The organism is Cellulomonas sp. McL0617 (assembly GCF_049994875.1).
In the GTDB taxonomy this organism is placed as follows: Bacteria; Actinomycetota; Actinomycetes; order Actinomycetales; family Cellulomonadaceae; genus Cellulomonas.
In genome coordinates this window covers 1080301-1092286 of record NZ_CP188256.1, presented here as the reverse complement: position 1 = coordinate 1092286, position 11986 = coordinate 1080301, and the positions used below count along the sequence as shown (strand labels likewise).

Genomic DNA, 11986 nt, shown 5'->3' with positions numbered 1-11986 from the left:
GTCTATCGAAGTCGTTGCTTTGCCCCGCGCCTAGCCCGTTCGGAGCGAAGAGGTTGCGGAAAACCCACGCCACGTTCATTATTGCCTCATGTTCACTGCGAATGAACGCGCCGTCGAAGTGAACGTCTTGCTCGAGGACGTCGCCGAGGCGCTACTCGACGTTGGCGTGACCGTCATGCTTACGCGACCCCCAGTCGGCAACGCGGAGGCCAATACCCACGTCACGCTCGATGCGGGCGCCCGCGGTCGGGTCACCTACCCAACCGAGGTCAAGATGGGTCACCTCGACCCTCGGCGCGCAACGGCCATGGCACTCTCGCACGAACGCCCACTCCTGCTGATCGCGCGCCACATCTCTGACTCGGTTGCCGAGATCCTCACGGCGCGCGGCGTCGACTACGCAGACGCTGTCGGGAACGTGCGGCTTGCGTGGGACCGCATGCTGGTCGATGTCCGCGGGCGTCGCCCTCAGGCCGCCCCGAATGGTCGTCCTCGCGATGCGACGGCTGCCCGTGCGTTCACCCGCTCGGGTGTGATGGTCGTGTTTGCATTGCTCAGCTGGCCCGATCTCGCCGCCAGACCGGTGCGCGAGATCGCCGCCGTGAGCGATGCCGCCGTCGGCACGGTCCACACCGTAATCCATGAGCTGACCGCGGCGGGGTACCTCCGCGACGGCGCGGCCGGCCGGACACTCAACCGTGCCGGCGAGCTCCTCGACCGATGGGCGGAGGCCTACGCGATCAACTTGTCGCGCAAGCTACCTATCGCGTCGTTCGCGCTCCCCGACCTCGATCGACTCCCCGAGCTCGAAGCCGACCTCCAGGCCGACGGAGCCCAGATCGGCGGCGAGCTCGCGGCGAGCAGGATCGACCCTCACCTGTACCCGGAGACCTCGACGTTCTACGTGAACGCGGTGCCAACGCCGCTGGTCGCGCGATACCGGATGCGCCGCGACGACGACGCCGGTTCGGTGCTCCTGCGCCGACGCTTCTGGCATCGACCTGATGACACGAGCGCGCTCGTTCCGTCACCACTGATCTACGCCGACCTCGTGTCATCCGGCGACCCCCGACAGCGTGAGCATGCGGAGAGGATTCGCCGTGTCGACGATCGACTTGTCGCGCTCGACCGACTCTAGGATCGCGGTCGCGAGCCACGTCCTGGCCGAGCTGCAAGCAGCGGCTCATCGCCACGGCATCCCGCTCATGGTCATCGGTGCGACGGCCCGCGACATCCACTCGGTCGCGATCGTCGGGACGCCCCCGAACCGAGCCACGGCCGATGTCGACGTTGCCGTCGCGGTTCCATCCTGGCAAGCGTTTGACCAACTCACAGCCGAGCTCGAACGCGTCGGCCGGCGCCGCCACAGGTTCCTTGTGTCGGGTGTGCCGGTCGACGTCGTGCCGTTCGGTGACCTGGAGACCAGCGGCCGCGTCGTCGACTGGGGGGACGGCAGCCGGATGAGCACGCTCGGTCTGCGCGAGGCCTTTGCGGCGAGCATCACGGTCTTACTCCCGGGCGGCACAGAGGTACGCGTCCCGTCCGTTGCTGGGCTCGCCACGTTGAAGCTCATGGCGTGGTCGGACCGGCGACTCGAGACCCGACGAGATGCTGTCGATCTGCGGACGATCATCGGATGGGGCACGACCGGCGCTCTGCTCGACGACCTCTACGAGACAAGCGTCGACTTGCTCGAGGCCTACGAGTTCGACCCCGACCTCGCCGCGGCTTATCGCCTCGGTAGCGAGATGCTCGATCTGCTGGGCTCCGAGGCGCCACATGTGCGAGCTCTCTTGGACGACGACAACGCGGCGCGACTGGTTGCAGACATGCTGCCTTCGGTGACCGATGACGCCGCGATTCTCCGCGCGCTTCGCTCCGGCCTTGGCGGCCAAGTCAACAACGAATGACGCCCAAAACCGTAGACATGCGGCAGCCACCGGATCTTGGGTGGACAAATCCAGACGGAACGACCGACACAGAGCGCCCCCACAGTCCAAGTCGCGACATTCAGAGCAATCGAATTCAAGCAGCTAGAGTCCCTGTTTCATGACCGCCCGCACCGGACCACTGCACTGGCTCGACGTGACTCAAGCTTGTCTTCGTAACGGTGACGACCTCGTGAGTGATGCAATGCTTCTGTTCGAACACGAGCGATTCCCACGGGCCCTGTCCATCGCGGTGCTGGCGACTGAGGAGTACGGAAAGGCCATACACGCCGTGACGGTCTTGAACTTGGGAGGATCGCCCGAGGAGGTCGTCGCGTTCGACCGTGCCGCCAGGATCCACAAGACGAAACTGGAAGCCGGGAGGATCTGGGCTGCCGTACTGAATCCATCCGAGAGCTTCGACCCTGAGTTCCGCGAGCGAGTCTTGGCACTTGTAGAGCAGGCAGCAGCCAGAAAGATGGACGGCTTCTACGTCGACCGGCAGCCTGACGGCGTCGGAGTACCAGCAGACATCACCGAGGCTGAGGCAGCCGACTCGATTGCTGCCGCGCGGCACCTCGGCTCACAGATTCGGGACCGCGTGAGCGCTCTCGATAGCGATGAAGCGGCCTCGCTTCTCTGGGAGTTCGGCCCTGAAATCACCAGAGCGCTGGCCGCCCGCGCTGAAGAGCTCGGGGCGACGGACATTGCCGTCCTTGCAGCGCTGCAAGCCATGCTTCCAGGCCTTGGCGTGCCCTTGACCGATAGCGTGAACGATGACGCGCGCGCGGTCGCGCGCGTCCTGCCTGCCGACAATGAGCCCGATTGACCAAGACCGCCGTGGCGAGTCGCCGTTGCGGTACTCACGTCTGGCGTGGCGACATTCTGGTACCCATCGAGCCAGCTAGGCCGCCAAGGGCACGCCCCGCTGCGTCCGCCGCCGATTTCTGCTGGTCGGGCATCAGGTGCGCATAGGTCTCGGTCGTCGTGTGGATCGACTCGTGACCGAGCCTCCGCTGCAGCACGAACAGGTCGACGCCGGCCGCGATCATCCACGACGCGTGCGTGTGCCGGAGATCGTGCACGCGCGGCCGTTTGGTGATCCGCGCTGCAGCAGGATCGGATGAGCCGTCAGCTAGCAATGGGTTCGTCGCCGCATCGAGGGCCGGCGTCCATGTCTGCGTCCAGAACCGCGACGACGACAGCTGCGACCTGACGGTGTTCGTGAACACGAGCGCACCGGGCGCCTTGCCAGCTACGACCGGTGCCAGCACGGCGACGAGGTCGTCGGGCAACGAGACCGTCCGTCGCGCCCGCCGCGTTTTCGGCGGCCCGACGTACCAGTGTCGATCGGCGTCCCGCTTCCACGCCTTCGTCACCCGAATCGTCGGCGGCGACGTGGTGAGGTCGAAGTCGGCGACAGTCAGCGCCGTTGCCTCGCCCCAGCGAAGCCCGGTAGCGACGAGCGTGAGCACCAGCGGCTGGTAGAACGGCGACACCTTCGACAGCAGCAGCGAGAACTCGTCGCGCGTGAGCACCGTCATATCGTCGTGCGTTGCTTGCGACTTCGGCAGCTCCACGCCGACGCACGGGTTGTCGTCGCGGTAGCCGAGCCGCACGGCGGTCGTCATAGCGGCGGAGAACAGCCCGTGCACGTTGGCGATGGTCTTGGGCGCGAGCCCCTTCGCCGACATCGCGTTCACCCAGCCGGCGATGTGCCGGTAGGTCATCGCGGCGACGGGGTACGGGCCGAGCGTCGGGCTGATGTGTGCCGAAAGCTGCGTCCGGTAGTGCTTGCGGGTGTCTGGCCCAACGGACGTCAGCAGGTCGATGTGCTCGGAGATGACGTCATCGACGGTCGGTCCGGTCTTGCGGATCCCCTCGGCGATCCGCGCCGCCTCGAGGGCGTGCCCGCCGGCGGCCTCGATGAGCTGACGAGCCACCGTCGCATCGCGAAGATCGTCATAAGTCAGCGAGGTCTGGCGCCCAGTAGATGGGTCGCGCCACAATACGGCGAAGGCCCTCGTGCCATCGCTTCGCCGGCGCTCGCGAATGCTCGCCATGGGAAACAAAAATAGCCACCCGAGTCAACGGATGGCTACTTCTGGTCAACAAGACCAACGTTTCCGCAGGTCAGAGCAGTGGAGGTGGCGGGAATCGAACCCGCGTCCGGTGACGCAGTACCAGGGATTCTCCGGGTGCAGCCTGCTGTGATTTTCTCGGCCCCCACGCTCACACAGGCATGTACGTGGACGGGCTCAGTCGGCTAAAAGTCCCGGAAATCCCACCGACGAGGATTTCCAGCAGTGGCTCTCTAGATGACGCTGGTTACTGAGTCGAGAGCGTACTCAGGCCAACGGACTTCGGGGCTCGCTCAGGCGGCGAGGGCGAAGTCGGTGCGGTTGGAATCGGCACCTATGGTTTTGCACGGAGCGTTGACGAGATAACCGTGCGTCCTCGACCCGCTTCTCCTGGTTCGACGATCACCGTCGAAACCGATCACCCCCATGTTCAGTTATCAAGACCGCCCGAGGGCGACAGAGCCCAGTCTAGTGCCCTGCCGCCTCCAGGTCGTGCAGATACCCGCGTCAGGCGGCCGGGCCCTGGATCAGTGTGACGGTCGCGGAGTGCGCCGAGCCGTCGACGCTGGTCCACGCGAACGCCACCTTGTCGCCGGGCTGGTAGGCGGCGATCGCCGCGGACAGCTCGTCGGAACTCGAGACCGCCTTGCCGCCCACCGAGGTGATCGTGTCGCCGGCGGCCAGGCCGGCCTGGGCGGCGGGCGTCCCGTCGACCACGCCCTGGAGCGTGGCCGTGCCGTCGCCGGTCAGGGACACACCCAGGAACGCCGGGTAGCCCTGGACGATGCCGTTCGCGGTCGAGCCCTGCTCGATGTGGATGACGATGGCCAGGGCGTCGGAGATGTCGATGGCGAAGGCCGTCACGGTCGACGACTGGCTGGTGGAGGCTGCGGTCGTCATGCCGACCACCTCGCCCTGGGAGTCGATCAGCGCACCGCCGGAGTCGCCGGCGACGACGGCCGCCGAGAACTCGATGAGGCCGTTGAGCGTCTCCGGGGACGAGCCGGACTCGTCGGTCGCGGTCATGCTCTGGTCGGTGGCCAGCACGGAGCCCGCGGCAGCGACCAGGTCCCCGGTGCCCGCGGCGTTGCCGATCGCCGTGACGGTGTCGCCCGTGGTGACGCCGTTGTCCTTGGCGAGGGTCACCGGCGTCAGGCCGCTGGCACCCTGGAGCTGCAGGAGGGCGACGTCGTGGGTGGCGTCGGTGCCGACGACCTTGGCCGTGTAGCTCTGGCCCGTCGACTCGTCGGTGACCTGGATGGAGGTCGAGCCCGCCACCACGTGGTTGTTGGTGAGGATCAGGCCGTCGGACGACAGGATCATGCCGGTGCCGGCGGCGGCCGCGCCCTGGTAGCTGAGCTCGGTGTCGATGGTGACCATGCCGACCGTCTGGTCGGACGACGCCGCGACGGCAGGGGTCTGGGCGTCGGCGGAGGAGCCGCCCTGGCCCGCGTAACCCTGCGCGGAACCGGAACCGGAACCGGAACCGGAACCGGAACCGGAACCGGAACCGGAGCCCGAGCCCGAGCCGCCCTGGTCCGAGTACCCGAACCCCGGCGGGAAGAAGGACGCGCCCTGGACGGAGGTCCCGGAGGCGGTGGCGGACGTCGCCGTGCGGCCGTCGAGCGCGTAGGCAGTGCCCGCGCCGGCGGCGAGGCCGAGCACGAGGGTGCCGCCGGCCAGACCCAGGAGCAGCCGGTGGCGACGAAGCCCGGTCGAGGCAGAAGCTGCCGGTTCTGCGGTGCTGGTGTTCTCGTCCATGGTCCTGACCTCCCGGATCGCCACCTCGGTGGTGGCTGCTAGGACTACAGAACCGCGTTCACCCGAAAGGCCCCTGGGCCTTGCCCGAGAGAAACCTGTGGAAGTCAGGCAGTCCAGTGCGGGTCGCGGCCGAGGTAGCGGAGCAGCTCCGCGGCGGCGCCTTCCGCGGACGAGGACGCCGGGACCTCGGCGGCGTACGCACCCCACTGACGCAGCGGCTCGACGAGGGCTCGCGCCGTCGGCAGGATCAGGGCGGCGAGGTCGTCGTCGAGCGGCGAGTCCTGGCCGACGGCCATCGCGATGTCCCAGGCGTGCACGGCCGCGTCGAGGGCGGCGGCGCCGGCGGCGGTGGCGGCGGGCAGGACGCCCTGCGGGAGCGGGGTCGCGGCCGTGCCGTCGGGGTCCACGGCGGCATAGGCGCGCGAGCTCGCGTCGATGGCGGGGCCGACGAGGTCGAGCGGCGTCGCGTCGAGCACGCCGTCGGGCGCGAACGGGTCGGCCGTCGGCCCGTCGGAACCCGTCAGGAAGAACGCGTACGCGCGCTGGTCGCCCGCCGCGTGCTGCAGCACCTGGGCCACGTCCCAGTGCTCGCAGGGCGTCGGCCGGGTCAGGTCGGCCGGGGTCAGGCCGGCGGTCGTGGCCCGCAGGGCGGCGTGGGCGCGATCGAGGACGTCGAAGCTCATGGGAAGACCTCCAGGTCGGGAACGGAATGTTTCATTCCGTCTGAGACCAGACTAGCGGAACGGTACGTTCCGTTCAAGTGCTAGGGTCGCCGACATGGAAGCGCTCAGCGGACGACGCGGGCAGGCCGCGCGCAACGACGTCATGATCCTCGAGGCCGCCCGGGCGGTGCTGACCGCCGACCCCACCGCCCCCGTGTCCACCGTCGCGCAGGCCGCCGGCGTGGGCATCAGCGCGTTCTACCGCCGCTACCCCAGCAAGGAGGCCCTGCTCGCCCAGCTCTGCCTCGACGGGCTGCAGGAGTACCTCGCGATCGCGCACGCGGCGCAGGCCCTCGACGACCCGTGGGAGGCGTTCGCGACCTTCGTCCGCAGGATCGTCGCAGCCGACGTGCACGGGCTGACCGTCAACCTGGCCGGCCGGTTCGTGCCCACCGACGAGCACCGCGACCTCGCGGCCGCGTCCGGGCGGCTGGCCGAGCAGATCCTCGGCACCGCCCAGGACGCGGGCACCGTCAGGAAGGACCTCGATCCGCAGGACCTCGCGATGATCTGGGAGCAGCTCACCGCGATCCGGCTCGGCGACGCCGACCGCACGGCCGCGCTGCGTCGCCGCTACGTCGAGATCCAGCTCGAGGGCCTGAGGCCGTCCGCGACGACGCTCCCGGAGGACGCCCCGACGGCCGGCGAGCTCGGTGCCCGATGGGTGCCGCGTCAGCCCGCCGACAGCACGTCCGCCAGGTCGTAGCTGACCGGCTCCTCGAGCTGGGCGTAGGTGCACGACGACGGGTCGCGGTCCGGGCGCCAGCGACGGAACTGGGTGGTGTGGCGGAAGCGGTCGCCCTCCAGGTGGTCGTAGGCCACCTCCACCACCAGCGACGGCTCGAGCGGGACGAACGATAGGTCCTTGCCGCGCGACCAGCGGCTGCCCTCGGCCTCGCGCGGCGTCCGCCCCTCGGCGGCGTAGTTCCAGGGATGGCCGTCCAGGGTGGTCACCAGCGGCGCGAGCTCGGTGACCAACGACCGACGCCGCGCCATCGGGAACGACGCCGCCACCCCGACGGACGCGAGCACGCCGTCCGCCGTGTACAACCCCAGCAGCAGCGACCCGAGAGCATCAGGCCCGGACGCGTGCGGCCGGTACCCCGCCACCACGCAGTCGGCGGTCCTCTCGTGCTTGATCTTCTGCATCGTCCGCTTGCCCGGCTGATACAGGGACGCAGGGTCCTTGGCGACGATCCCGTCGAGCCCGGCACCCTCGAACTGCGAGAACCACCGCTCGGCCACGGCGAGGTCGGACGTCTGGGCGGTCACCGAGACCGGTCCGTCCCCGCGCACGATGCCCTCCAGCCGCGCTCGGCGCGCAGAGAAGGGAAGCGACGTCAGGTCCTCGTCGTCAAGAGCGAGCAGATCGAAGAGCACGAGCCGGGCAGGGGTCTCGACGGAGAGCAGACGCACCCGCGACTCCGCCGGGTGCACCCGCTGGAGCAGCGCCTCGAAGTCCAGCCCGGTGTGCGACGACGACGGCACGATGATCTCGCCGTCGACGACGCACCGTTCCGGCAGGTGCTCGAGGACCGCGGCGACGACCTCCGGGAAGTACCGCTGCATCGGCTTGGTGTTGCGCGAGCCGATCTCCACGGTGTCGCCGTCGCGGAACACGATCGCGCGGAAGCCGTCCCACTTCGGCTCGTACAGCTTGCCGGCGGGAATCGTCGGAACCGACTTGGCAAGCATGGGGTCGACCGGGGGCACGACGGGTAGCACCATGCGCGCTAGTGTGACGCGCCGGCGGGCCGTCCGCAGCCGTGACGCGCGCCGGTACGCTCGTCGCGCGCACGCAAATCCACGGGGGGTCATGTGTCGACGACGGTCACCTGGCAGGACGGGCAGCGGCCCCTCTCGTGCAAGGTCTGCGGCACGCCGTCCGACGCCGCCCTCCTGGGTCTCGTGAACGCACCCGGTGAGGACGCCATCGAGATCGTCCGTTGCCCGGCCTGCGGGTCGATCGACCTCGTCGACGAGGCCCGTGACTCGTCGCCGAACGACGCGACCGTCGACGCCTACCTCGAGGGCGGGGTCGGGCTGGGCGTCATCGCGGCGACGCTGGTCGCCGTCCCGCCGGGACGCGTCAAGCGATTCCTCGACGTCGGGTGCAACTTCGGGTTCTCGCTCGACCTCGGGCGGTTCGCGTTCGGCTGGGACGTGCTCGGCGTGGAGCCTTCGATGGCCGCGGCTCGGGGGTCGCAGGAGCTCGGCGTGACAATCCTGCAGGAGTACCTCACGGACGAGACGCCGATCGACCAGCCGTTCGACCTCGTGCTCGCCAGCGAGGTGATCGAGCACGTGCCGGAGCCACAGCGGTTCGCGGAGATGCTGCGACGGCGGCTGACCCCGACGGGCACCGTGCTGCTCACCACGCCGGCGGCCGAGATCGTCAGCCCCGACGAGCCCGCGGCCGAGGTGCTGTCCGCGCTGAGCCCGTGGTACCACACCGTGCTGGCCAGCCGGCAGGGACTGCACGACCTGCTGATCCGTGCGGGTTTCGCGTTCGTCGACGTGGTCCGGCAACGTGGCACGCTGCTGGCACTGGCAAGCAACGACCCCGAAGCCCTCCCGCCCACCTGGGAGCGCGGTACGACGCCGGCATTCCTCGAGGACTACTACGCCGCCCGCGCGAGGTCGGCCGCCCCGGGCTCGGCGCTCGCCGGCGGTATGGCGGTGCGTTGGCTGCGGGCGCTGACCAGCCGCGGGGCCTTCGCGGAGGCGGAGGACGCGATCCCGCTTGTCACGTCGATGTTTCGCGCCAGGCACGACATCGACCTCGACGACCCGGAGGCTCTGCTCGCGGACCCGGCCGCGCTCCCGCACCTCGCGGGCGCGGCGTTCGCGATCGGCATGACGTGCCTGCTGCACCGGGAGGACGCCGCACGCGCTGCCACCTGCTTCGAGCTGGCGGGAGCTGCCGTCGAGGCGTGGGCGGCACACCACTCCCCCCTGGACCTCGACTCGATCGACCTCCGGTTCCAGGCGGGCGCCCACCGCGCCATCGCGCTGGCTCGCGTCCGACCGACAGAGGCGTCGACGCTCGCACTCTCGCTCGGGGACCTGGTCGACACGAGCACGCTCGCCGGCCGGGACCGGGTCGCGGCGCTCCAGTGCCGCGTGCTCGTCGAGATCGTCGCTCGCGGCGCGCTCGAGGAGACGGGAGACCTGGCCGACGTCGTCGCGCGGACAGCGCCCCGGCTCGTGCATGGCGACCCTGCCGCGCGCACGGCGGCTCTGGACGCGCTCTTCTCGCTCGGGATCCGGTCCCTCAACACGGGCGACGCTGTCGCCGCCCGCAGCTGGTTCACGCACGCAGCCCTCGCCGCCGAGCAGCAGCCGGCCGACGACGCACATGCCGCCGCGCTGGCTGCCTCCGCGCGTCACCACATCACCCTCGCCGTCGCCCAGGGCGCGGTGGACGAGCCGACGCCCGCGCTTCATCCGGCGGGCGTCGCCCACCACGCCCTCGACGTCTACTGGTGCGACGCCTCCGGGGTCTACCTCGAGGGCTGGGCGCACGCGGGCGCGGTCCCGGTGTCGGGTGTCTCGGTGCAGGTGGGCGACGTCACCGTGGCGGCTGACCCACGTCCTCGCCTCGACCTCCTGAATCACTGGCCCGACCTGCCCGACGTGACGAGTGCCGGGTTCGCCGCGTACGTGCCGGCGAGCCCGCACTCGCCGATCACGCTCCACCTCCACACGGGGCAGGGCGACCACGTCGTCCCGCTGGAGCTGCCCGGGCACACGCTGCCGTTCCGCGCCGACGAGCCGCAGCGGGCCGACGAAGTGATCGCCCGCATGGTCGCGGTCGCGCCCCCGGGACCGGTACTGGCCCTGGGGTTCCGGGCGGACTCGTCCGAGGTGCTCGACACCCGGCTCGCCGCTCTGGGCGGGCGCGAGGTCGTGACCGTCGACATCCATCCAGGCCTCGGCGTGGACGTCGTCGCCGACGTGCATCGGCTCGCCGACGCGGTCCCGCACGACCACTTCGCGGCCGTCGTGTCGGCCAGCCTGCTGGAGCACGTCGCGGCCCCCTGGCTGGTTGCCGCCCAGATCTCCCGCGTTCTCCAGACGGGCGGGCTCAGCGTGCACGTCGTGCCCTGGACCTGGCCCACGCACGCCGAGCCCAACGACTTCTGGCGGATGTCCGACGAGGGCCTGCGTCAGCTCTTCGGCCCCACCACCGGATTCGAGCACGTCGACTCGGGCTTCTTCGGCCCCGCAGCAGTCGTCCCGAGCGCCGCGTGGCGCGCCGACTCCATCACCATGCCGAGCCTCGGCGGCCACTCCGGCGCATGGATCGCCGCACGCAAGGTGGACGACAGCGCGGCCTCCGTCGACTGGCCGCTCGACGCAGCGGTCAGTGCCGAGCTGGCACGGCGCTACCCGCTCGACGGACTTGCCCCGGCGGCCCGCGTGCTCCCGTCCGTGGCACACGATGAGCTGCCGGCCGAGACGACGATCGACCTCGCACCCGCCCGCGCGTCGTCCGCCGCGCCGACGGTGACCGCGATCGTGCCGGTGTACAACGGCGCGGGCTACGTCGAGGCGGCCCTGCGCTCGATCGTCGGACAGGAGCTGCTGCCGACCGAGATCATCGTGGTCGACGACGGATCGAGCGATGCCTCGGCCGCCGTCGCGGAGGCGTTCGAGTCCCCGGTCCCGCTCAGGGTGGTCCGCCGGCAGAACGGCGGCCAGTCCGCCGCCCGAAACACCGCGGCCGCCCTGGCCGGCGGGGAGCTGCTCGCATTCCTCGACCAGGACGACCTCTGGCATCGGCGACACCTCGCGCGCCTGGTCCGTGCGTACAAGCGCTCCCCCGACGTGGGCTGGGCCTACACGGACTTCGACGAGATCGACCACCTCGGACGGACGGTGACCCACTCGTACATCGAGACGGCCGGCCTGTCCCACCCCCACCGCAACCTGCTCGAGCTGCTCGCGGCCGACCTCATGGTCCTGCCGTCGGCCTCGCTGATCCGGGCGTCCGCCTTCCACCAGGTCGGCGGGTTCGACGAAGACCTCGTCGGCTACGAGGACGACGACCTGTTCGTCCGGCTGTTCCGCGCGGGCTGGCGCTCCGCCTTCGTCCGCGAGCCGCTCACCAAGTTCCGCGTCCACCCCTCCAGCTCGTCGGCCGGCGCCCGGTTCCGGGCGAGCCGGTTGCGCTACCTGGCCAAGCTGGCCGACGAGGTGCCGGACGACGTTCGGATGCGCCGCTACTACGTGCGTGATCTCGTGGTCCCGCGGATGTTCCAGAACACGTTGGCCGACTACTCCGCGGCGCTGCAGACCGGCGACTACGGCCTGGCTCGGGAGATCGCCACGACCGTCCGGGGTGTCGCCGAGTTCGGCCCCATGACCATGCGCCGACGCCGCGGGCTGATGCTCCTCGACCACCCCCGCGCGACCCAGGCCGCGCTCCGCATCAACCGGCACCTGCCCGGGCCGCTGCGACGTGACGTCAACCCGTCGCTGCAGGCCTGAC

General features: G+C 70.1%; 9 protein-coding genes and 1 other RNA gene. 5 read left to right on the top strand and 5 right to left on the bottom strand.

Annotated elements, in window-relative coordinates; translation table 11 throughout:
- The first annotated feature begins 88 nt into the window (after positions 1–88).
- The 3 genes from ACPPVS_RS04900 (at position 89) to ACPPVS_RS04890 (ending at position 2757) form a co-directional block, all read left to right on the top strand.
- Positions 89–1138 (top strand): type IV toxin-antitoxin system AbiEi family antitoxin, encoded by a 1050-nt coding sequence (locus ACPPVS_RS04900; protein WP_426594909.1) that lies wholly within the window; start codon positions 89–91, stop codon positions 1136–1138.
- The gene (locus tag ACPPVS_RS04895) at positions 1101–1910 is read left to right on the top strand and encodes a nucleotidyl transferase AbiEii/AbiGii toxin family protein (RefSeq protein WP_426594908.1); all 810 of its coding nucleotides are present in this window, start codon (positions 1101–1103) and stop codon (positions 1908–1910) included. Before ACPPVS_RS04900 ends, ACPPVS_RS04895 begins: the two co-directional genes overlap by 38 nt.
- Positions 1911–2049: 139 nt before the next feature.
- Positions 2050–2757 (top strand): AbiV family abortive infection protein, encoded by a 708-nt coding sequence (locus tag ACPPVS_RS04890; protein ID WP_426594907.1) that lies wholly within the window; start codon positions 2050–2052, stop codon positions 2755–2757.
- 34 nt (positions 2758–2791) lie between these two features.
- Here ACPPVS_RS04890 and ACPPVS_RS04885 read toward each other — a convergent pair whose 3' ends face one another.
- The 4 genes from ACPPVS_RS04885 to ACPPVS_RS04870 form a co-directional block, all read right to left on the bottom strand.
- Positions 2792–3991, bottom strand: coding sequence for a tyrosine-type recombinase/integrase (locus ACPPVS_RS04885; protein WP_426594906.1), 1200 nt, complete (start codon positions 3989–3991; stop codon positions 2792–2794).
- A gap of 76 nt (positions 3992–4067) precedes the next feature.
- Positions 4068–4435, bottom strand: a transfer-messenger RNA (tmRNA) gene (gene ssrA / locus ACPPVS_RS04880).
- 81 nt (positions 4436–4516) lie between these two features.
- Positions 4517–5770: a S1C family serine protease gene (locus tag ACPPVS_RS04875; protein WP_426594905.1), complete on the bottom strand. Its 1254-nt coding sequence runs from the start codon at positions 5768–5770 to the stop codon at positions 4517–4519.
- A gap of 104 nt (positions 5771–5874) precedes the next feature.
- A complete protein-coding gene (locus ACPPVS_RS04870; protein ID WP_426594904.1) occupies positions 5875–6453 on the bottom strand; it encodes a TIGR03086 family metal-binding protein in 579 nt (192 codons plus the stop codon).
- 94 nt (positions 6454–6547) lie between these two features.
- On the opposite strand from ACPPVS_RS04870, the gene ACPPVS_RS04865 reads away from it, so the two are divergent.
- Positions 6548–7198, top strand: a complete 651-nt coding sequence (locus ACPPVS_RS04865) for a TetR/AcrR family transcriptional regulator (protein ID WP_426594903.1) — start codon at positions 6548–6550, stop codon at positions 7196–7198.
- Here the strand turns inward: ACPPVS_RS04865 and ACPPVS_RS04860 are convergent.
- Positions 7165–8220 carry an ATP-dependent DNA ligase gene (locus tag ACPPVS_RS04860; RefSeq protein WP_426594902.1) on the bottom strand — a complete coding sequence of 352 codons (1056 nt, stop codon included), beginning with the start codon at positions 8218–8220 and terminating at the stop codon, positions 7165–7167. The two genes, ACPPVS_RS04865 and ACPPVS_RS04860, sit on opposite strands and share 34 nt — an antisense overlap.
- 90 nt (positions 8221–8310) lie before the next feature.
- Between ACPPVS_RS04860 and ACPPVS_RS04855 the strand changes: the two genes are divergently transcribed.
- Positions 8311–11985, top strand: coding sequence for a glycosyltransferase (locus ACPPVS_RS04855; RefSeq protein ID WP_426594901.1), 3675 nt, complete (start codon positions 8311–8313; stop codon positions 11983–11985).
- Position 11986 lies beyond the last annotated feature (1 nt).

What these genes read in the sequence shown, in the direction of transcription:
- ACPPVS_RS04900 (WP_426594909.1), top strand. Translation starts at nt 89, where the DNA reads ATGTTCACTGCGAATGAACGCGCCGTCGAAGTGAACGTCTTGCTCGAG.
- ACPPVS_RS04890 (WP_426594907.1), top strand. Translation starts at nt 2,050, where the DNA reads ATGACCGCCCGCACCGGACCACTGCACTGGCTCGACGTGACTCAAGCT.
- ACPPVS_RS04885 (WP_426594906.1), bottom strand. Translation starts at nt 3,991, where the DNA reads ATGGCGAGCATTCGCGAGCGCCGGCGAAGCGATGGCACGAGGGCCTTC.
- ACPPVS_RS04875 (WP_426594905.1), bottom strand. Translation starts at nt 5,770, where the DNA reads ATGGACGAGAACACCAGCACCGCAGAACCGGCAGCTTCTGCCTCGACC.
- ACPPVS_RS04870 (WP_426594904.1), bottom strand. Translation starts at nt 6,453, where the DNA reads ATGAGCTTCGACGTCCTCGATCGCGCCCACGCCGCCCTGCGGGCCACG.
- ACPPVS_RS04865 (WP_426594903.1), top strand. Translation starts at nt 6,548, where the DNA reads ATGGAAGCGCTCAGCGGACGACGCGGGCAGGCCGCGCGCAACGACGTC.
- ACPPVS_RS04860 (WP_426594902.1), bottom strand. Translation starts at nt 8,220, where the DNA reads ATGGTGCTACCCGTCGTGCCCCCGGTCGACCCCATGCTTGCCAAGTCG.